Below are 23,326 nucleotides of genomic sequence, written 5' to 3' on the forward strand. Positions count from 1 at the left end.
GTTTTAAAAGCTAAATGCCAAATTCAAAAAATAAGTTCTACCAAATCCATACCAATATTTAGGGGCAAATGAAGGTGTACCACTTAAATTATCCTGATTTAACTGGCCATAATTACCATTTCTACTTTGCTCATAACCTCCTGTTCTAAAGGTCGTATCAAATACATTATTAACACTTGCGAACACACTCAAATATTTCCCGTTCCTTAACCATGACTTGCCACCTATAAGATTGAGCAAGTAAAAATTGTCCAATGGACGCTGTTTTAATAAATTTTGGACATTTTGAGTTGTGGCTTCTGGAAACTTCTCACCTGTTTCCGGGTCGGTCAGAAAACTTTCCGTTCTAATAATCGTAGAGATGTTGGCATAATTATTTGCCAAATAATTTGCGGTTGTACCAACCCACCAATATTTTGGATCTCTATACTCTAACCCTATTGCAATAGCTTTTTGGGGACCTTGGGCCAGTTTGTATCCTTTTATGGCCGCAATACCTAGAGATTTTGAACCGATAACGTCAATGACATCCTCGTTGGAACCGGCCGTATCAAAATTTATGGTTACGGAAGGATCACTGGCATATATATGTTTGGCAATGGATGATACAAAGGATAATTTAACGGCACTTGACAATTTGTATTCCAATCCTAGTTCCGTACCCATATGTAACTTATCCATATCCGTTAACACCTCTTGTACGAAATCTGACCCAATTCCTGAATCCACAAAGAAAAAATTTATATCGGTGGTATTTTGAAAACGGGTATAATAGCCTGTTAACCTACCGGTAAGTTTAGGCAATCTTAAAAAATAGGTTGCATCTACAGTGGTAATTTTTTCATTATTTATATTTGGCACAACGGTATTGGATTCCCTGGGATTTACAAAAACATTTTGGAGTATAGGTGCTTTTTGGATTAAGCCAATATTTCCAGAAACCCAATGCCTACCCGTTACCTTATAATTTACCCCAGATTTTAGGGACCAATTGGAAAATTTGACCCTTTCACTTTTCCCTAAGGAGTTGTTCAAAAATCTCTCATTTTGGTACAAACCGCTACGTTGATATTTTACTAGTTCATATTTTCCAGATATAAACCAAGATAATTTATGAAGACGTAAGTTCAATTGGGTATATGCACTATTACTATTACCTAACAATTTATAATGATAATTGAATATGTCTCCTTTCTTCTTATTTACATCCGTTGCTAAATCATTGCGCGTTTCTGAAAATATATCAATATCATTATGATATTCAGCACCCAATAAATCGTTGATCAGTGCATAGTTTTTAGAGTGCAATTCTTGAAAGGTTGTTCCAAAATCTATCCTTATACTATCGCTTAAATTTATATTTGAATTTAGGTTCATGGTTAATTGATCATCAGCAATAGTGTCGTCATAGAGAACATACGCAGCTTTTCCATTTTGACCTAAACTAGTATTGGCCTTATAAATAGAACCCCAATTTAATTCTGGGCTTTTTAAAAAGCCATCCTTAGCGATTATGGCACTTTCAAAATTAGCACCTATTGGACTATTGATATAAAAACTTGGCAGATACCTATAATACGTTGGGTCTGGATTAGGCGCATTGTAATATCCTAATCTACTTCTTTTATAAAATCCGGTTTGATAACTTAACCCGGCATCTACCTTTACCCTATTGGATTCAAAAATGTAATTCAATAAGAACAATGGTTCCTTAATATGTCTTTCCCTGGAATTTCTGATTTTACCATTCTGTTCGCCCCAATACGGATTATATTTTCTGCCTTGAATTTCAAATACCTCCTCAGTTAACGCCGAAGAGCGACCTCTTCTATTGGAACCTAAAATTCCTGCAACATTTAAGGTATGTTTTTTATTAAACTGATATTCCAAATTACCATATAAAGAATAAGCGTCATATAAAGTTCCATTAATATAACCCTCTTTTGCCCATCTTCTAGACGCCGATAACATGAAGGCAAACTTTTCATTTTTCAATCCGGAATTATAAGTCGCCATTAATCTACCGGAATAGGTCCTGTTAGATATAGAGGAAGACAGCCTAGTACCAGGTCTTAATCTAGATGGGCGTAAATCTATATTGGTGTTGCCCAAAATACTCCCAAAAGTAAAATCCGAAACTTCCAGTCCATTGGCATATAACTGGTTTCTTATTACATCATTAAGACCTCCCCAGTTATTCCATTGCGGCCTACCGTCTAACAATTTATTCATGGGCAACCCATTTAACCGAACTTCACCATATTGAGAATCATATCCCCTGACCCTGAAAAATGCCTGGCCAAAATCAAACGCGGCCCTATTTAAAAAAACATCTTTTGTGGCCTGGAGCAAGGCCAAGGAATTGGAATTCATTTCGTCATCCAACAACTCATCTTCAGAAATATTGATTAAATGTAAACTCTTCTCTAACGTTATATCCTTCTCTATTAAAATAACTCCCAGTTCCAAATCTTTGCCCTCTAAAAAAACTGGTATACGTTTACTAACATAATCCTTAATAGATATTTGAAGAATGTAGGACCCACTACCATTATCAGTTAAATAAAATTCTCCTTTATGATTAGAAAGAACTTTATTAGAATTTCCTTCTAAAAAAATTTCAGCATTCTGTAGGACCTTCTCATTTTGTGCATCTTTTATAACTCCCTTTATATATAAATTGGTTTGTGCTTGAGACCATGAGATACCAAAAATGAAAATTAAAAAGACTATTATTTTTCTATTCATGCAACAGCTTAAGACCTTACCATCAGGTCATTAAGATATCAATTACTAAATAATTACCATAAATTTTCCGTATACTAGTATATTTTTAAGTCAAAATACCATTCGTGAGGCATTATCATTTTTTGTTATTAATTTTTCTTTATTCAGGAGTTTTTAGTCAAGATTCCAATATGTATCAAATTAGGACTATAGCTTTTTACAACTTGGAAAATCTATTTGACACAGAGAATGATAGCTTAATATTTGATGATGACCGCACACCTTCCGGCAAAGACCAATGGACCAAGGAGCGTTATCTTGGAAAGATTGAGAACATGTCTAAGGTACTTTCGGAAATAGGCTCTTCTGCCCATACATCGGTTCCTGACATTATTGGAGTTTGCGAAGTAGAGAATTTAGATGTTTTACAAGACCTAGTTGACCACCAAAATCTAAAACCTTATAATTTTGGTATTATTCATTTTGATTCCCCAGATGAGCGTGGTATAGATGTAGCCCTATTATACAAAAGAGATGCATTTATTCCTGTTAATTTTAATAGCCATAGATTATTATTGTTCACAGACGACGGAAACCGTAATTATACCCGCGATCAGTTGATCGTAGAGGGCTTACTGGATAATGAAACCATATATTTTATGGTTAACCATTGGCCTTCCAGAAGTGGTGGTGAAGCCAGAAGTAGGCCTTACCGATTAGAAGCGGCCAAATTGAACAAACGCATAATAGACTCGGTTAGAAGAGAGGATATCAATGCTAAAATAATTAGTATGGGAGACTTTAACGACGACCCCATAGACCCAAGTTTCAAAAAAGTTCTTGAGGTACGAAAAAATGCCAAAAAATTGGATAGTCTAGACTTATACGGTCCTATGGAAAAAATGTATAGGAAAGGAAATGGCTCGTTGGCCTATAGGGATAAATGGAATTTATTTGACCAACTTTATATGACCGCTAACCTAATCGATAAATCCAAAAAAACGTATAGCTTTTGGAAAGCAGGTATTCATACCCCAGACTATCTAATAGACCAGAAGGGAAAATATAAAGGATACCCTTTACGCACCTATGCAGGCGGAACATATATTGGTGGGTACAGCGATCATTTTCCCGTTTTCCTTTATTTGATAAAAAAGGCCGCGCCTTAGGTCAACAAAAAATCAATCCAACTCCTGGATCTCTATATTCTTCCACCGTACTTTAATACCGCCACCATCGTGTATTTGCAATAAAATAGAACCTTCCCCAGCACCGATTATCTCATCCTCTAACGATACCATTTCCATACCATTGACCCAAGAGGTGACCGTATTGCCATCTACTTTGATTTTCATATGGTTCCATTCACCGAATTTTAAGGCATTGTCCTTTTCAAGTTCTGGTTTCACCAACCATTTTCTACCATAAGATTCATAAATGCCCCCAGTGAAATAGCCCGGTGGAGCAACTTCTATTTGCCAACCACTTACCGTTGTACCTTCTACGGTAGACCTTATAAAGACACCACTATTTCCATTGGCCTCCTGCTTAAAATCTAGGGTCAACACGAAATTTTTATAATGTTGGTCTGTAGACAAATATCCATAACCTTTATCCTTGCCGCTTTCGCAAACCAGTTCTCCATTTTCTACATACCATTTTTCGGTTCCAAAAACGGACCAGCCTTCCAAGTCCACACCATTGAACAGCGGTCTACTTTGCGCATTCATGGCAACAGTACAAAGCACCATCAATAATAAAGATGTAATTTTACCCATCTACCTCTTATTGGGTTAATTGAACCATTGTCCCCAAGGAATTCTACTTAATATAAGTAGTAGGCCAATACCATAGAAAATAGCAATACTCTTAAATTTTTTATCACCTTCCACAAATTTCTTGTGCCTGGACCATCCTATGGTTATAAACACAATTGCAGCAATATTGATAAATGGGTGCTCTACGGCCAGTAAACGTGCAGCGGAAGACAAACCGCCCATACCAAATTCCAGTAAGGCACTAAGCCCGCTTGGTGACACAAAGTATAGCACAAGGCCTACCAATAGTTGTATATGACAAAGAATTAGGGCAAAAAGACTGAGCCTTAAATCTTTGTTCATGTTGAAGATCCGTTTTCCTATAAGACCGGTTACGGCATTGGCAACCGCCAAAAATAACACCGCCAATGCAACATAGGCCAAATAAGAATGAAGCATTTGAATAGTTTCGTACATAGTTGTTTAGTTTTCAAATTTAAAAGTACTGAAATTTAAGCATAAAAAAACCCTGACTTTGCAGCCAGGGTTAAAAATTATAACATTGATATTTTAGAAGCTATAACGAGCACTTACGTTAAAAGTCCTTCCAAATCCAAAGAATACTTTGTTGTCCGTAGAAATACCGTTATAAGTTGGGTCATTTCCTTCTGCAAAAGTATTGGTCAATGATTCAGCAATATATTCCGTATTGAATAAATTGTTCACGTTTGCAGCAATATTCAATTTGTTGTTACCTCCTAAACCAATAGTATAGTAGGCTCCTAAATCAAATAACGTGTAGCTTGGTAAACGCAATGAACCATCGTTATCAGCAGAATCAAAATCCTCTGCATTTAAGAATGCGTACAATCTAGATGCATTGTAAAGATTGGTACTGATCTTAAGATCTTTTATTGGTCTAATGATCATTTCCAAGTTAGTAGTAAACTGGGCTGCGTCCCCAACTTTTACACCGTCCAAGAATAAGGTTACATCTGGATCAATTACATTTCTATCATCATCCAATGCTTGTCCAAACGCATTTCCACCATACTCCCAATCACCTAGAGAAATCATACCTCTAAATTGCACAACATCAGAAGCACGGTAATCTGCCTCTATTTCTACCCCTTGGTGGATTTGCTCAACACCATTGATGTTCGCAGTTCCTTCATCACCTGTTGGAGTTTCAACACTGATATTAACAAACCTATCTTTCCAAGTAGTTCTGTAAAGATTGATCTTAGCTCTAAAGTCACCTAAATTAAGACCATATCCCATTTCTAATCCCAATACTTTTTCATTGGTCAAATCTGGATTCAATTCATTCACAAAATTGATATAAACTGCATCGAACAAAGGTTGTTTTGAATAATAACCAGCGTTGAAGAATACGTTGTTAGCTTCATTAATATTGAAGTTGGCACCACCTTTAATGTTACCCCCTAAAATATTTTCCCAATCCGTTTCCTGCAAAGGATCAGAATCCAAATAGTTAAAATAATCTATTCTCTTAAAACCTTGTTGTGACAATCCACCTTGTACGAATGCAGAAACGATACCATCTGTATATTCAACTTGGCCAAAAGCACCATACCATCTTACCAAACCATCATTATAGTAATCAATCTTTTCTTCGTCATCTATACTCTTGAAAACATTTACAATAGATGAAAAATCTGACTCAACAACATCATCCGGACGGATAATATGATTTGGATTATTGATGTCATCCGTATCCAAATAAGCATCTGCACCCAAAAGGTTGTCCATTCTTCTGTAGTGGATTCCTTTATAACTTCTCAAATCCAAACCAAGATCATAGCTCCATTTTTCATTGATCTGCGTATTCAAGTTGGCAATAATACCAAACCAGTTATGAGAATTTATTGAGGCTCTTCTGGCCAAACCATCTCCAAAACTTGTAGTCACGTATTCACCATCTGCATTAGGAGACAATTGATAATCCCTGCCATCGTAAAATGTTACAGCCTCACCAGAGTTGAATCTAGATATTAAATCATAGTCTACCTGACCTGTTTCCGGAATTCTATATCTACTAGAGCTAGCAAATCCAAAACTTGGTCCTACACCTATATCTCCTGTTCCACCACCACGACCAAAAGAAGCATATGCAGAGGTAGATAACGTAGATTTTTCAGAAGCTTTAAATTCCCATGTCAATGATGTAATTGGCTTATGGTAGAAATTTCTTCTCCATCCAAATTCCTCTCCGTTCAACATACCACCATTATAGTTATATCTAGCACCATATTCCAAATGATCCGCTAAAGTTGCCACGTTAAAGAAACTTGAAGTTCTTTGGTTGTGCACCTGTGGAGCACCAGTCAATACAAATTGAAAGTTGTGCTTCTCGTTTGGCTCGTAACCCAAACCAATGAAATAGTTATAACCCTCAAATTGCGTTCCTTGAACATAACCATCACCAGATGTTCTACCCAATAAAATAGATGCTGCAAAACCTTTTTCAGAAAGACCTGTGTTATAGGCAACGTTAGTTTTTAAATAACCATCATTACCGCCACCAAGTGTAACCGTACCACCTTCTTCCTTATCGGTTGATTTTGTGATAACGTTAATTGTACCACCTACGGATGATATTGCCAATTTAGAAGAACCAAGTCCTCTTTGCACTTGCATAGCTGTAGTAACATCACCAAGACCGGCCCAGTTACTCCAATATACCGCACCATTCTCCATATCGTTAACGGGTATTCCGTTAACCATTACCGCGGTATTTCTAGAATCAAATCCCCTTACGTTAACCCTACCATCACCAAAACCACCACCGGTCTTGGTTGCATAAATTGACGGAGTAGATTTTAAAATTTCAGGTAGCTCCTGAGAACCTAATTTTTCTTGTATTTCCGCAGCCCTGATCGTGGAAACCGCAACAGGTGTTTCCCTGTCCTTAGCTATATCCAAAATACCGGTAACCACAACTCCTTCCAGTTCCTCTGCGTTTGGCACCAATACAATAGAACCTATACTTCCTGTAGCAGTAAAAGCTACTTGCTTGGAATCAAAGCCAATGTAAGAAACTACAAGTGTACCGTTAGCAGCATTTACATTGATCGTAAAGTTTCCGTCAAAATCCGTTGATGTACCATTGGAGGTACCTTTAACCATTACCGTAGCTCCCGGCAATGGAGAATTGGTGTCACCATCTAGTACGGTACCTGTAATAGTTCCTTGTGAAAAAGCAGTTACGGTCATTAAAAATGCCGCTAATGCAAAATACATTTTTTTCATTTTTTTCAAGTTTTTTGTTAGTTTTTAACTCGCTGCAAAAGTCTTTTAATTTTTGTCCTCTAACGTTAAGGTAACGTTAAATCAGCCATGCAAAAATACCGGAAATAATAATAAAAATGAACTGTAAATGAATAAGTTATACTTTTTTGAAGAACTTAATGGAATTCTAGATTATTTCTTAAAATATTGCAAAAGTCGCAATGTAGAGCTGTCATGATTTGACAATTCCGAACTTTCTATATCCTTCAATATGGTACCTGCCAATTGTTTACCTAGTTCTACTCCCCATTGATCGTAACTATATATATTCCAAATAACCCCCTGGACAAAAATTTTGTGTTCATAAAATGCAATAAGGGCACCCAAACTTTTTGGAGTTAATTTGTCTATTAATATTGTATTTGTTGGTTTGTTTCCTTCAAAAACCTTAAAAGGAGTTAAAGCATCTATTTCTTCTTGGTCCGTGTTTTTAGCCTGTAGCTCAGAAACAACCTCTTCCTTGGTTTTTCCGTTCATCAATGCCTCGGTTTGGGCAAAAAAATTGGCCATAAGTTTATTATGGTGTCCCTTATCCCCATGTAACGAATGTTTATAACCAATAAAATCCGTAGGAATCAATTTTGTACCCTGGTGTATTAATTGAAAGAATGCATGTTGCGAGTTTGTTCCTGGTTCTCCCCAAATAATCGTTCCTGTTTCATAACCGACGACATTACCACTACGGTCAACACTTTTTCCATTACTTTCCATAATACCCTGTTGCAGGTAAGCAGAAAATCTGCTCAAATATTGGGTATACGGTATAATTGCTTCTGTCTCGGCACCATAAAAGTTGTTGTACCAAACACTTAACAATGCCATAATCACCGGGATGTTTTCTGAAAAATCCGTTTCCTTGAAATGAATATCGGCTTCATTGGCTCCTTTCAACATATCATTGAAATTGTCATAACCAACCGCCAGTGCAATGGTTAGCCCAACTGCACTCCATAATGAAAACCGGCCTCCTACCCAATCCCACATTGGAAAAACATTGGCAGCATCAATACCAAATTCCGCTATTTTTTCCGAATTTGTCGATACCGCAGCAAAATGTTTTGCAATATCCTGTTGGGTGGCATGACGTAAGAACCACTTCTTTATCGTCGTGGCATTACTTAAGGTCTCTTGGGTCGTAAACGTTTTGGACACTACCACAAACAATGTAGTTTCAGGATCCAATGTCTTTAATACTTCGTTCACATGATCCCCGTCCACATTACTTACAAAATGAACGGAAAGATGATTTTTATAATATTTAAGGGCTTCCGTAACCATAGCCGGACCCAAATCAGAACCTCCAATTCCTATATTGACAACATCGGTAAAAGGTTTGCCGGTATACCCTTTTAATTCCCCATTTATTACCGCGTTCGTAAATTCTTTTATATGCGCTTTGACCTCATAGACCTCTGGCATTACATTAACACCATTCACGCGTACATTATCGGTTTCTTTTGACCTCAACGCAGTGTGCAATACCGCCCTACCTTCAGTCTCATTTATTGCATCACCGCTAAAGTATTTCTTGATTGAATCTTCCAAACTTACTTCATTGGCCAATTGCATTAACAATTCCATAGTAGATTCATCTATTCTATTTTTGGAATAATCAAATAAGAAATCGTTCCATTGCAGCGTAAACTTTTCCGCTCTTTTGGCATCTGAAGCGAACATACTTCTTAAATGCTCATTTTTAATATTATTGTAATGGTTATTAAGCTTGATCCAAGCAGGAGTTTGCGTTGGGTTAATTCTATTTAATGACATATTATTGATTAAGCGTTATTAAATCATCTTCATCTTCCAATAAAACCTTTGGATAAATAATACAATCCAATTGTTCCTTAATTGGTGTTATATAAGCGAAATAGTCCGGTTTTAACGAATCGTTCAAAGGTTCTGCCTGGGGCAATTCCTCCTTTAGAGGATCTACCTGTTTACCATTCTTCCAAAAACGATAACACACATGTGGGCCACCTGTATTACCTGTCATACCTACCCAACCGATAACATCACCTTGGCGCACAAATTGGCCTTTTTTCACTTTTTGGGCTTTCATATGTAAGTATTGGGTTGCATAAGTGCCATTGTGCCTGATTTTTACATATTTGCCATTACCGCCCCTTCTGGTAGATTCTATAACTGTACCATCTGCCGTTGCCATAATTGGTGTGCCTATTGGCGCTGCATAGTCCGTACCTTTATGTGGCCGTACTTTATACCCGTAATATTTTATTCGTCTATTTAGATTATACCTTGATGATAACCTGCCAAATTCAACCGGCATTCTTAAAAATGTCCTGCGAAGATTATTGGCATCTTGATCAAAATAATCTACAATATTTTTCAAGGAATCATTTTCATAGGCAAAAGCATAGATCGGTTTGCCATTATGTTCAAAATATGCAGCTTCTACCGGTTCTGCTCCAGCGTAAATAGTATCATTGATGTATTTTTCCTTATAGATGACCTTAAATTTATCTTTTTTCTGAAGCCTTGAAAAATCTATGGTCCAAGCATACACATTTGCCAGATTATGGGTAACATTATAATCTATGCCCTGGTCCAAAATTGCTTCTGATAAACTGGTTTCAATAACCCCGGATACTTCTCGCTGCACGTATTTAACCTTTCTTTTACTTCTATATGCGTGTGCGCTATCCCGCAAATCTACCACCGTATAATTTATAGGGTCATTTTGATAAATAAACACCTGCGCCTGCCCAACCGTATCTTTGGATTTTAGGATTACATAAGGTTTGCCGACCCTAATTTTTCTCACATCGAAGGTATCTCTATATCGTTCTGAAATAGCTGCAACCTTTGGGTATGCAACCTTATTCTTTTGCATTAACTCACCAAAACTGTCGCCATTTCTGACCGTATCTAGATGTACCGCAAATTCATCTAGATTAAAACCGTACTGCTCATTTATCTTTGGCAGTTCCTTTACCTGTTGCACCTGTTGTGCCAATTCTTTTGCTTGCCCATTATCGTCCTTACAGGAGACCGCAATCGTCAATGCCAATATTATGCCCCAATATCTATGCATTCTAATGTTTTGATTTATCTGGATTAAACATATGGTCTACCCATTGTTTCCCCCAATTATTTAATTCATCTTCTGTGTAAATCTCTGGAAAAAAAACTATTTTCTGAAAACTGGGCGGAAGGTATTCTTTCCAATTGGTTCCACCGGTAGCATCTATATCTCCCGTTTCCCTGCGCAAATATCTATGAGCTGAGCCCATATGCATCAATTGCCAGTTTACATTTGCATTTACATCAAGTGCCTTTAGCGCCTCTATAAGATCCGTGTCCTTCTTTTGAGATTTGGACAATCCTAAATATTTATGATAAATGGTAGCCTCCTTTACTTGCTTAGCAATCCTGATCAACCTTGGCGTATACCTATATTCAAACTGTTTCAAGGTCAATGTTTTTTCCCCGGTACTTAAATCAGTGGCCCCTTTTTTCCAATAGATATGCTCATACAGCTGTTCAATGGAATCTGCTTGGGAAAATTGATTTCTTTCACTTACATGTACCAAATTCTCCAGACCGGTGGCGTAAATCTCGATCATTCTAAACTGTGCGGACTGAAATCCACTGGCAGGCAGTAAAGCCATACGGTATTGAAGAAATTGCTCCCTTTCCATTCCTTTAATCATAATGCCAAAAGAAGAAATGAGCACCGTATAATAACTATTGATTCGTCTTAATTTTTCTACAAAAAAATTAACATCGTCACTTTTGTCATCTACCAACTGTTTTTGCTCGTGGAGTATAAGCTTAAAATATAATTCCGTAATCTGGTGGTACATGATGAAAATCTCTTCATCTGGGAAATGGGTTCTTGGAACCTGTAAACTTAACAAGGTGTCTAAATGAATATAATCCCAATACGTTAGGTAACGCTGATGAAGCAAACCGTCCAAATATGAGCTGAGATCTTGGCCTGAATCCTTATATTTTTCTTCAAGTTTAGAAATTTGGGAATTGATCTGCTCTCTATCTTTCATTTAAACGTTAATCCATTATAATTTTAAACTGATGTTTAAGACCATTGTATCCATCCAAATCTGCTTTAATGGCACCTACCGCCAAATCTGCCTTTATACGTATAGGTATTCTATTTTGATCATTTGAAACCCATAAGGACAAACTTTCCTGCTCTTTAAAAACACGTCCGGATTGTACCAAGGGCCTAAACTTTAAACATTCCACCTTACCGTATTTGGTATTAACAACTTCCAAACCTAAATACTTAAGCTTAAAATTGAAAACCCCATCATCATCATAAAGCATTTTTAAGGTAATGGCCTTACCTTCCTCAAGATCATCTGTCTTATAATTGTTTCTTAAATAATAAAAAGCAGAAATAAGATCTTGGATATTCTCTTGTAGTGTAAAATTAAGCTTTTTCTTGTTTTTCTTATCATTTAACTCAGCTTTCGCTTCCTCATAATCAAAGTTTATTTCAACATCTTTAGTATATCCGCCCTCGTTGATTTTTCTAATAAACCTATAGGGCTTACCATCCTCCTTATCAAAGTAACTTTCATATGTGTCATCTACCTTAAAAAACCAACTGGCAACACCCGTGGTCTCACCATGACCTACAACATGGTATACAGATTTATCGTCAATAGTGGCATTTTTGACTTGTAACGTTGCATAACTGGCGTTTAAAAACCCATAGTGCAACCTAAATTTTAACCACTCGCCCGTACTAAATGCAGTTTGCTCATTTTGACCAAAAACACCTAAACTTATACTTAGAAGGGAAAGCAATATTAATTTTCTCATAGTCCTTACTTTAAGGCAAAAGTAGCAATTGAAGTTTCTCGATTGCTATCGTTACAATAACTTAAACAAAATTTGTTCCAAAGTATTGCACAAAAAAAGCCCAGTCTTAAAACTGGGCTTTTCCTAAATAACCAACCAAACTTTAAATTATGAAAAACCACTACTTAAAGTTGTAAGGGAACCACCCCTTAGCTGGTGTAAATTTACAGCACTATTTTCTTCCTGTAATACGGTTTAACTTACTTTAACGATAAACTTAACAGTTATTCACACTTAAGGTTAATATTTATGAAAGTATTAAGAACAAAGGCGCAAGAGGTAAATTTATTGCGTTAAATTCTTACTCGATAAAGCCTAAAACCAATACCCTACGCTGACAAAAAATTGGGAATTATCCGTTTCTGGTGACCAAGAATATAACAGATTGATCGGACCTAAAAAAGATTGCCAGCCATAGCCTACACCAAAACCGGAATACATTGGTGCCTTGAACCAATCTCCTGTCCTAAATAAATCATCATCTACATTGGCAAAATTGGCCGAGAAAAGTGCATGGTGCTTTTGTGCGAATTCATAATCTAACCTTCCATAGGCCTTCACATAACTATTTCCGAACAAACTAATAAAATCATATCCTATAAATGGGGCAAAATTGTTAATATAGTCCGTACCGAACCCCCCTAATAAAAAATCAAAACTGGTAACCTTGGAGGTACCCAACTTAAACCCACCTTCTGTTTCCAAATTTAAGGACAGGTTTTTAAACAAGGGAAATGCCATACCCATTCTTGCCTTTGAAACCGAGAAATCCTTGAAATTATCATTGAAATCAGATGACAAAAGGTAATAATGCATGTCCCCATTAAAATATAGTCCGCGTTTAGGAAAATATTTATCATCATAGGTATCTAGTTTTAATGCACCAAAGACACTTATATAATTACTCTTTTCAAAATAGGTCCTACCATTTTCAGTTTGGGTATTTATTGGCACATTGGGATCGGTTATTTCCCCAAAGGTCCTGGTACTGTACTTTAGATCCTTATATTCTGCACCTAAAGTAAAAGCAAATTCCTCTTTGACCACGGTTTGCACATATATTTGATTAGTGAAATCCGATACCGATAGATTAATGGAATTAATCCTGGTATTTTGTGTAACATCAAAATTATCGCCAATAAGGTCAAAATCTATTTCCTGTTCAAAATCATTGAACCTAGAATTAATACCAAAACTCCAATAGGTGCCTTTATCCATATAATATTCAAAGTTATACCGAATATTATCCCCTAGAATAAGATCAAAAGAAGCCACATCGTCCCTTGACAAAACTTTACGCTTGGTCAGGTTGATGATTGCCCCACTTTTGTACAAGTCATCATAATGGGCCCCAAGTCTCAAAAAAGAAGTGGTAGGTGTTTCATCTAGCGGTAAAACCAAATCCTCACCATCATCAACATTGGTCAATAATTTGTATCTAATTGTCTTAAAATTTCCGGTTGCAGCAAGGTTGCCTATACCTTGTTGTAGTTTATGAAAGGTTATAGGTTCGTTTAGATTAAATCTTAATTTACCTTTTACATATCCGCGGGTATGACTTGTATTGCCCTCGATCATCAATCTATTCAAAACAATATTTTCATCGGTTTTATAATTAACCGTCTTTTCCTTTCCAGAGCCGTTGGACAGCGCTTTTAATTCTTCGAATTTTAAAAATGCGGCATCTTCCCCGGTCTTGATTATAGCCTTTAGCTTATTGAATTCTATAACCGAATACTGTTCTATTTGAGGTTTAATATAAATGTCCGTCTTTGCGGATTTTTGTTTCATATCCGCTACCGTTCTATAATTATTGATCTGTAGTAAAATTTCTGTTGCGGACAAGAGCGATTCCCTGTCTGACAGGTCATGCTGCACATCAACGCCAATAATAATATCAGCGCCCATTGCCAAAACTTCATCTATGGGATAATTGTTCACCACACCACCATCTATTAAAACCTTATCATCTATAATCGTTGGCTCAAATAACGATGGCAAGGTTCCACTTGCCAAAACGGCCTCTGGCAGATATCCTTTATTCAAGATTACCTGTTTGCCGGTTTCAATATCAGTGGCCACACAAACAAACGGCGTAGGCAGCTTATTGAAATCCTTGACATCTTTTACATGATATAATAATTTTACCAGTTCATTATAGATATTCTGACCTCCGGAATATGCAGGTGGAACGGACACCTTAAAATTATCAAACGGTAATGACAAAGCATACCTTTCAGAATCTTCCTTCTCATAAAACGTTTTTGCACTTCTTGGAAGATTATCTTGAATCAACGATCCAAAATTTGTTGCATTGAACATTGAGTCAAGTTCCATGGCCGTATATCCAGAGGCATATAATGCACCAACAATAGCACCCATACTAGAGCCGCCAATATAATCTATCTTGATACCTGCCTGCTCAATCACCTTTAAGGCCCCAATATGTGCCATGCCCTTTGCCCCACCACCACTGAGTACCAGACCTATCTTAGGCCTTTCATTCTCTTGACCCTCTTGTCCGATCAACAATGATACGTTGAGCAAACTAAATGCTAGGCCAAATAAAATGCATTTAAGACCGGCGCTATGTGGTATGAAATGATTCATAAATTTTATTTGCTTTTGATGCACCAACTATTTCTGCCAAACTTTCTTTAGACGCCTCTTTAATACGTTTAACGGATTTAAATTGCTTTAACAATTGTTGCGCGGTTTTTTCACCCACACCTTCAATACCTATTAATTCCGAATTTATAGCACCCTTACTCCTTTTATTTCTATGTAGGGTAATGCCAAACCTGTGCGCTTCATTTCTCGCATTTTGAATGATTTTTAAACTTTCGCTCTTTTTATCCAAATATAACGGTACAGGGTCCTCGGGAAAATAAATTTCCTCTAGCCGTTTGGCTATACCTACTATGGCAATTTTACCCCTTAATCCTAATGCATCTATACTTTTAAGCGCTGAAGACAACTGACCCTTACCACCATCTATTACAATAAGTTGGGGCAAAGGCTCCATTTCCTCCAATAATCGTTTATACCGTCTAAAGACAACTTCTTCCATAGAGGCAAAATCATCTGGACCAACGACTGTTTTAATATTGTAATGCCGGTAATCTTTTTTGGATGGTTTCCCGTCCTTGAATACTACACACGCAGCTACCGGATTGCTCCCCTGTATGTTACTATTATCAAAACACTCTATATGCCTAGGTTCTACGGACAAATGCAAATCTTTTTTCATTTGCGCCATGATCCTATTGGTATGGCGGTCCGGGTCAATTATCTTAATTTGGTTAAAACGTTCCTGTCTAAAAAATTTAGCATTACGTTCAGAAAGGTCAAGTATGCGTTTTTTATCTCCTAATTTGGGTACGGTAATCCTTAAATCGGGAGTAAGGGCAACCTTAAATGGCACATACAGTTCCTTGGAATTTGACTGGAACCGTTCCCTTATTTCCACTATTGCCAATTCCAGTAATTCTTCGTCCTTCTCCTCAAGCTTTTTCTTGATTTCCATAGTGTGCGACCTAATAATAGACCCATGGGATAATTGTAAAAAATTAACATATGCAAAAGCATTGTCAGAAATTATACTAAATACATCTACATTACTGATTTTAGGATTTACAATGGTAGATTTTACCTGATAATTTTCCAATACATCTATCTTGTCCTTAATAACCTGCGCTTCTTCAAACTTCATTTCAGCGGCCAGCGCCTTCATCTGACCTTTAAAGTAAGTAATAGACGATTTAAAATTCCCCTTTACTATTTCCCTTATATCATCTATTTGACGGTCATATTCCACTATAGATTGATACCCTTCACATGGTCCTTTACAATTGCCTAAATGATATTCTAAACAAACCTTATATTTACCCGCGTTGATCTTCTCCGCAGAAAGGTCATAATTGCATGTCCTCAACGGATAAACACTCTTAATCAAGTCCAACAATGTACGTACCGTTTTCATACTGGTATAAGGACCGTAATACTCTGAACCATCCTTAATAACCCTTCTTGTAGGAAACAACCTTGGAAAACGTTCATTTTTTAAGCATAACCATGGGTAGGATTTGTCATCTTTTAGCAATACGTTATACCGCGGTCTAAGTTCCTTGATCAGGTTATTTTCCAATAATAGGGCATCTGATTCTGTAGGTACTACTATATGTCTTATCTCCTTTATCTTTTTGACCAGAACACGGGTTTTACCATATTCATGGTTTTTATTAAAATATGAGGAAACCCTTTTTTTTAGATTTTTTGCCTTACCTACATATAGAATACCTCCATTTGCATCATAAAATTGATATACCCCAGGACTGGAGGGCAATGCGCTTAATTGTATATTTAATGGAATCCCTGACATAGTTCTACACTACGAATTTAGTCTATAATACTAATTAAAATAACACTATACCTTATATATAATGATACAAAAAAGTAGTTTAACTCGCCAACGTTTCTAATTGCGTATTTGATAATTAAAATGAATTTAATTATGAAGTGTTTAAAAAAACAATAACTAAATTACATAGTGCGTAATATAAAAATTTTATACTTTTGTAATCTTTTGATTTTCATTTATTTATAATATCGACTTCTTTTTAGTATTTACCACAACGTTAATTTTTTAATAAAAAAGCGCTGTTTAACGATAAAAAAGTGCAGTTCATAGATATCTTATTAATTATTTTACCTATTTTTAACGTAATTACGAATCATTTTACCACTATAAGAACATTATAATTATGGAAAGCTATATCATCACTCTTGGAACATATCTTATATTAATGTTATTTTTTAAGGTATTTTTTGCTGTTGCAGGTAAAGAATAACCTAAGTATTTTCAGCATACTAATCACTTCACGATGCTGAAGAAAGATATACGCTATAAATATTCCAAACTTAGAAGTTCCCTATCTCAATCACAGATTACCGATAATAGTATTGCTATTGCGAATTCCGCATTAAGTCTACCTATATGGAATTACTATTATTTCCATATTTTTTTATCCATTAAAAATAAATTAGAAATAGATACAGAAGGCCTAATTTCCATATTATTAGGTTACGATAAACATGTAGTGGTGCCCAAAATAGTTTCCAACAACCAGTTAGAACATTACCTTCTTACAGACAGTACCAAATTTTCATATAATTCCTTACATATACCTGAACCCGTAGATGGTATAACCATAGATCCATTAAAATTAGAAGTAGTATTTATACCTCTCCTTGCTTTTGACATTAAAGGAAACAGAATTGGCTATGGTAAAGGTTATTATGATCGCTTTTTAAAGGAATGCAGAAGAGATGTCGTAAAAATAGGCCTTTCCTTTTTTGAAGCTGAACAAGAACCATTTGATGATGTTCTACCTACCGATATACCATTGGATTATTGTATTACACCCAACAAAACCTACTCGTTCAATGTGCTATAATCTTCATTGTCCGGATCTTTTTTATCCAAATCCTTACCAAATGCTTTTTTGTTGAATACTAATAAAATACCCACTCCGGTGCTAATTGCGGTATCCGCTATATTGAATACAGGCTCAAAAAACCTAAAATTCTTTCCACCAAAACCAGGCACCCAATTAGGCCAGGTAGTGTCTACCATTGGAAAATACAACATGTCTACCACCTTACCATAAAATAACTTTCCATAGGGCTCATTTGAAAAGAGAGTAGCTACTTCATTATAGCTATCATTAAAAATTATTCCATAAAAAACAGAATCTAAAATGTTACCCAATGCACCGGCAAAAATTAAGGATACCGCCCAAATAAGTGTATTGGACGCTTTCTTTCTAATTACGTCAAAAAGCCAATACCCAATTCCAAAAATGGCGAATAACCTAAAAATGGTCAATACCAATTTACCTATTTCATCCGAAATGGGTAAAATGTCGCTTAATTTAGCTCCCCATGCCGCACCTTCATTTTCTATAAAGAGAATCTTAAACCAACTAAATACCTCAACGGATTCACCCAGTACAAAGTGGGTCTTAATATATATTTTACTCCATTGATCTATTACTAGGATCAATACAATAAATAAAATGGATTTTTTAATATTCATGGGTTCAAATCAATGTGGGCAAAAATATAAATATTATTCGGTTTTAATGAGTTCAATATTACCTGTAACGGTTTGCAGGTCATATGTGGAGAAACCATTTGGGATTATATTTGGACTGACCTCACCATATTTGGTCGTTGCAGATATATTTGCGGCATTGGACAATACCTTAATTGCACCACTTTGTGTTTTGACTTTTATAACTCCAACTGCATTGTTTACCTCGCATACCCCATCGGACAAGATAATGTTCAGTTTCTTATAGGCGCCATTTACAACTACTCTTGAACTGGTACCGTAAACTTCAACATTTCTGTTTTTTGGTAGTGATATATTCAATACGATGGAAACCACTTTATGGGCGCTTAATTTATCATTAGGGTTACTGAAATTTGGTGAAAAACCGGCGTCAATGAATATAGTTGAACCTCTGGAAACTACTTGTAGATTTAAATTATCAACATATTCACCTTCAATATTTGCCTCGGCATTGACCACCTGCTCATCTACAGTATTAACTTGAACCTCAAAACAGTTTGCCGTATTGACTTGAATCAAATCTATATCTTCCGTAAGCAGAATTCTCTGAACATGTTTTTGGGCAAAAAGACCCAAAGGACATAGGACCAGTAAAAATAAAAATCTACCCAAAATAATGGTATTAAAAAACGCCCCTTAAGGCGTTTTATTTAAGACTGCATATTTTTAGCCTCTATACTAAGAGTGGCGTGCGGTACAAGTTTTAAACGCTCCTTATTAATAAGTTTACCGGTTACACGGCAAATACCGTAAGTCTTGTTCTCTATACGCAACAAAGCGTTCTTAAGGTCTCGAATAAATTTCTCTTGTCTAATGGCCAATTGGGTGTTGGCTTCCTTACTCATTGTTTCCGACCCTTCCTCAAAGGCCTTAAAAGTTGGAGAAGTATCATCCGTACCATTATTACCATCGTTCATGTAGGCACTTTTTAATAGCTCTAAATGACTTTTAGCCTTTTCTATCTTGTCTTCTATTAAATCTTTGAATTCTGCCAAGTCCTTGTCAGAATACCTTACTTTTAAATCTTCTGCCATCTTTTAATATTTTTCAATAAATAATTTTGTGTTTACTTCATCAAATGCAATATCCGTACCTATTTCCAATTTATCCTCAAAATTCAATACTGCCGTTAATGTCTCGGTTTTAATATAGTCAATATTTTTCTCAACCGCCTTCTCGACAAAACCATCTTTCAAGATTTTAATTGCAATTTTATCAGTTACTTCATAACCGGAATCTTTTCTAATATTCTGAATCCTGTTAACCAATTCCCTAGCTATGCCCTCATTGCGCAAATCCTCATTTATGGTAACATCCAAGGCAACAGTTAATTTTCCTGAAGTGGCCACCATCCAACCTTCTATATCCTGAGAACTAATTTCTACATCTTGTAACTGTAAATTAATACTTTTATTCTCTAATTTAATTGTTAATTCGCCATTCTGTTCAATTTTCTGGATATCAGTCTGCGAAAATGCATTGACCACTTGTGCAATGGCTTTCATATCCTTTCCAAATTTTGGCCCTAACGTCTTGAAATTAGGCTTTATACGCTTTACCAATATACCCGAGGCATCATCTAGCAACTGAATATCCTTAACGTTAACTTCTGACTTAATTAATTCTGAAACCGCCTTGATATCTTTCTTGTCCTGCTCATCCAGTACGGGAATCATAATTTTCTGCAATGGCTGGCGTACCTTGATCTTTTCTTTTTGACGTATGGAGAGTACCAAAGAGGATATGGTCTGCGCTTTTTGCATTCTAACTTCCAAACCTTTATCTATCAAAGATTCATTGGCTACCGGAAAATCCGATAAATGTACACTTTCAAAACCGCCCTTTACGGTTGCCTTGTTCAGGTCCAAATACAAACGATCCATAAAAAATGGTGCTATAGGAGCAGATAATCTTGCCACTACATCCAAACATGTATATAATGTCTGATAGGCCGCAATTTTATCCTGTGCGTATTCACCTTTCCAAAAACGTCTCCTGCACAATCGTACATACCAGTTGCTTAAATTTTCTTGAACAAAGTCAGAAATTGACCTTGCCGCCCTTGTGGGTTCATATTCGCCATACGCCGTATCTACTACCTTGATCAGGGAATTTAATTCTGACAAAATCCAACGGTCTATCTCTGGACGTTCTTGCACCGGTACATCTGGCTCTTTATAAGAGAACGCATCTAGATTGGCATATAACCCAAAGAAAGAATACGTATTATAAATGGTACCAAAGAACTTTCTTTTGACTTCAATGATGCCTTCCGTGTCAAACTTTAAATTATCCCATGGATTTGCATTACTGATCATATACCACCTGGTTGCATCTGCACCATGTTCGTTCATGGTTTCAAAGGGATCAACGGCATTACCCAAACGTTTTGACATTTTTTTGCCTTCCTTATCCAACACTAAACCGTTGGATACCACATTCTTATAGGCAACGGAATCAAAAACCATAGTAGCTATTGCATGTAGGGTGTAGAACCAACCACGTGTTTGGTCAACACCTTCGGCGATAAAATCTGCAGGAAACGTTTTTCCTTCATCTATCAAATCCTTATTCTCAAATGGATAATGCCATTGAGCGTAAGGCATAGACCCACTATCAAACCAAACGTCTATAAGGTCGCTCTCACGCTTCATAGGCTTTCCAGAAGCCGATACCAATGTAATTTGATCTACGATATTCTTATGTAAATCTATTTTATCATAATTTTCCTCTGACATGTCTCCCACAACGAAATCTGCATAGATATCTTCTTGCAATACACCGGCCTCAATGGCTTTTGCCATTTCAGATTTCAGTTCGGCAACGGAACCAACAATTAATTCTTCCTTACCATCCTCGGTTCTCCAAATAGGTAAAGGAATACCCCAGTAACGTGATCTTGATAAATTCCAATCATTGGCATTTGCCAACCAGTTTCCAAACCTGCCTTCACCTGTGGCTTTTGGTTTCCAATTTATGGTCTGGTTCAATTCAAACATTCGTTCCTTGACATCTGCCACTTTTATGAACCACGAATCCAATGGATAATACAAAATAGGCTTATCCGTACGCCAACAATTAGGATAACTATGTACGTATTTTTCAACCTTAAAGGCTTTGTTCTCTTCCTTGAGCTTTATGGCAATCTCTACATCTACCGATCGTTCCGGAGCCTTACCATCTTCGTAATACTCGTTTTTCACATATTTACCGCCTAGCTCCTTTAATTCCGGTCTAAATTTACCCTGTAGATCTACCAAAGGCACCAAGTTTCCATTCTCGTCCAATACCAACATTGGCGGAATTTCCGGTACGGCCTGTTTGGCAACCATAGCATCATCTGCCCCAAACGTTGGAGCTGTATGTACTATACCCGTACCATCTTCTGTTGTAACAAAATCACCAGCAATTATCCTAAATGCATTTTCTGCATTTTCATAAGGCAATACATAATCTAACAGTTGCTCATATTTAATGTTCAACAAGTCTTTACCCTTAAATTCTTTTACGACATAAAAAGGAATTTTTTTATCACCAGACGCATAAGACAACAAATCCGATTTCTCCGACACCTGATTGTATTTACCCGAGAATTGTTTTCCTACCAAATTTTTGGCAAGTATAACGTTCATGGGTTCAAACGTATATTGGTTATACGTTTCTACTAACACGTAATCAATTTTTGGCCCTACAGTTAACGCAGTGTTAGACGGCAATGTCCAAGGTGTCGTCGTCCAAGCTAAAAAGTAGACAGTACCTTCGTTTTGTAAAAAATCCGGTAAGGTTTCTTCTATTGCTTTAAATTGTGCGGTAACCGTAGTATCCGTCACATCTTGATAGGTACCCGGCTGATTTAGTTCATGTGAGCTTAATCCCGTACCGGCTTTTGGCGAGTATGGTTGAATGGTGTACCCCTTGTAAATAAGGTCCTTGGAATATATTTGTTTTAACAACCACCATACGGTCTCCATGTATTTGGACTTGTAGGTAATATACGGGTCATCCATATCAACCCAATAACCAACCTGTTGGGTCATGGCGTTCCATACATCCGTATAGCGCATTACCGCTTTCTTACAAGCTGCATTGTATTCCTCAACGGATATCTTTACCCCAATATCCTCTTTGGTAATGCCCAGCTCTTTTTCCACTCCCAATTCTATTGGTAGTCCATGGGTATCCCAACCCGCTTTTCTTTTTACCTGAAATCCTTTCATGGTCTTATACCTAGGAAAAATATCCTTAATGGTACGTGCCATTACGTGATGGATACCGGGCATACCATTGGCCGATGGAGGACCTTCGTAAAACACATAGCTCTCCTTTCCCTCACGGGTAGAGATACTTTTCTCAAAAATGGCATGGGTGGCCCAATAGTCCAAAATTTCTTCTGCAACCTTTGGTAAATCTAATCCTTGGTATTCTGCGAACTTCATACGAAAATGCTTATGGCACTGGAATTTAAAGGCTGCAAAATTATAAAATTTAGATTTAAATTATGGGTTTTGTCCACACTGAAATAGTAGGTTATATGCTAATGTGA

16 protein-coding genes are annotated in these 23,326 nt (G+C 36.6%); 2 read left to right on the top strand and 14 right to left on the bottom strand.

Annotated features, from left to right (window positions below; all coding sequences use genetic code 11):
- Nucleotides 1-3: 3 nt before the first annotated feature.
- Entirely contained in the window at nt 4-2,748 is a 2,745-nt protein-coding gene (locus CHB68_RS11145) for a carboxypeptidase-like regulatory domain-containing protein (RefSeq protein ID WP_089260954.1), read from the bottom strand.
- Nucleotides 2,749-2,918: 170 nt separating this feature from the next.
- Between CHB68_RS11145 and CHB68_RS11150 the strand changes: the two genes are divergently transcribed.
- Nucleotides 2,919-3,896 carry an endonuclease/exonuclease/phosphatase family protein gene (locus CHB68_RS11150; protein WP_245838920.1) on the top strand — a complete coding sequence of 326 codons (978 nt, stop codon included), beginning with the start codon at nt 2,919-2,921 and terminating at the stop codon, nt 3,894-3,896.
- Nucleotides 3,897-3,908: 12 nt separating this feature from the next.
- Here CHB68_RS11150 and CHB68_RS11155 read toward each other — a convergent pair whose 3' ends face one another.
- The 9 genes from CHB68_RS11155 to uvrC all read right to left on the bottom strand — a co-directional run bounded on the left by CHB68_RS11155 (nt 3,909) and on the right by uvrC (nt 17,028).
- On the bottom strand, nt 3,909-4,505 hold the full coding sequence (locus CHB68_RS11155) for a 3-keto-disaccharide hydrolase (protein ID WP_089260956.1): 597 nt from the start codon (nt 4,503-4,505) through the stop codon (nt 3,909-3,911).
- Between the two features lie 15 nt (nt 4,506-4,520).
- Nucleotides 4,521-4,961: a hypothetical protein gene (locus CHB68_RS11160; protein ID WP_089260957.1), complete on the bottom strand. Its 441-nt coding sequence runs from the start codon at nt 4,959-4,961 to the stop codon at nt 4,521-4,523.
- 93 nt (nt 4,962-5,054) lie between these two features.
- Nucleotides 5,055-7,757 carry a TonB-dependent receptor gene (locus CHB68_RS11165; RefSeq protein ID WP_089260958.1) on the bottom strand — a complete coding sequence of 901 codons (2,703 nt, stop codon included), beginning with the start codon at nt 7,755-7,757 and terminating at the stop codon, nt 5,055-5,057.
- A 171-nt stretch (nt 7,758-7,928) separates the two neighbouring features.
- Complete coding sequence (pgi, locus tag CHB68_RS11170) at nt 7,929-9,566, bottom strand: glucose-6-phosphate isomerase (protein ID WP_089260959.1); 1,638 nt, start codon at nt 9,564-9,566, stop codon at nt 7,929-7,931.
- Nucleotide 9,567: 1 nt separating this feature from the next.
- Nucleotides 9,568-10,851, bottom strand: coding sequence for a M23 family metallopeptidase (locus tag CHB68_RS11175; RefSeq protein ID WP_089260960.1), 1,284 nt, complete (start codon nt 10,849-10,851; stop codon nt 9,568-9,570).
- A 1-nt stretch (nt 10,852) separates the two neighbouring features.
- Nucleotides 10,853-11,821 carry a tryptophan 2,3-dioxygenase family protein gene (locus CHB68_RS11180; RefSeq protein WP_089260961.1) on the bottom strand — a complete coding sequence of 323 codons (969 nt, stop codon included), beginning with the start codon at nt 11,819-11,821 and terminating at the stop codon, nt 10,853-10,855.
- A gap of 7 nt (nt 11,822-11,828) precedes the next feature.
- Nucleotides 11,829-12,608, bottom strand: coding sequence for a DUF3108 domain-containing protein (locus tag CHB68_RS11185; RefSeq protein ID WP_089260962.1), 780 nt, complete (start codon nt 12,606-12,608; stop codon nt 11,829-11,831).
- Between the two features lie 354 nt (nt 12,609-12,962).
- On the bottom strand, nt 12,963-15,257 hold the full coding sequence (locus CHB68_RS11190) for a patatin-like phospholipase family protein (protein ID WP_089261264.1): 2,295 nt from the start codon (nt 15,255-15,257) through the stop codon (nt 12,963-12,965).
- A complete protein-coding gene (uvrC, locus tag CHB68_RS11195) occupies nt 15,235-17,028 on the bottom strand; it encodes an excinuclease ABC subunit UvrC (protein ID WP_089260963.1) in 1,794 nt (597 codons plus the stop codon). The genes CHB68_RS11190 and uvrC overlap by 23 nt, the downstream gene beginning before the upstream one ends.
- 502 nt (nt 17,029-17,530) lie before the next feature.
- Here uvrC and CHB68_RS11200 point away from each other — a divergent pair.
- The gene (locus CHB68_RS11200; RefSeq protein ID WP_089260964.1) at nt 17,531-18,103 is read left to right on the top strand and encodes a 5-formyltetrahydrofolate cyclo-ligase; all 573 of its coding nucleotides are present in this window, start codon (nt 17,531-17,533) and stop codon (nt 18,101-18,103) included.
- Here CHB68_RS11200 and CHB68_RS11205 read toward each other — a convergent pair.
- The 4 genes from CHB68_RS11205 to ileS are packed head-to-tail and all read right to left on the bottom strand — an operon-like array spanning nt 18,082 to nt 23,219.
- On the bottom strand, nt 18,082-18,744 hold the full coding sequence (locus CHB68_RS11205) for a lipoprotein signal peptidase (RefSeq protein ID WP_089260965.1): 663 nt from the start codon (nt 18,742-18,744) through the stop codon (nt 18,082-18,084). The genes CHB68_RS11200 and CHB68_RS11205 overlap by 22 nt on opposite strands.
- A 33-nt stretch (nt 18,745-18,777) precedes the next feature.
- Nucleotides 18,778-19,395, bottom strand: coding sequence for a DUF4097 family beta strand repeat-containing protein (locus CHB68_RS11210; protein WP_143815198.1), 618 nt, complete (start codon nt 19,393-19,395; stop codon nt 18,778-18,780).
- Between the two features lie 38 nt (nt 19,396-19,433).
- Nucleotides 19,434-19,817, bottom strand: coding sequence for a TraR/DksA family transcriptional regulator (locus CHB68_RS11215; RefSeq protein ID WP_089260967.1), 384 nt, complete (start codon nt 19,815-19,817; stop codon nt 19,434-19,436).
- 3 nt (nt 19,818-19,820) lie between these two features.
- Nucleotides 19,821-23,219 carry an isoleucine--tRNA ligase gene (ileS, locus tag CHB68_RS11220; protein WP_089260968.1) on the bottom strand — a complete coding sequence of 1,133 codons (3,399 nt, stop codon included), beginning with the start codon at nt 23,217-23,219 and terminating at the stop codon, nt 19,821-19,823.
- Nucleotides 23,220-23,326 lie beyond the last annotated feature (107 nt).

The organism is Maribacter sedimenticola (assembly GCF_900188415.1).
GTDB classification, from domain to species: domain Bacteria; phylum Bacteroidota; class Bacteroidia; order Flavobacteriales; family Flavobacteriaceae; genus Maribacter; species Maribacter sedimenticola.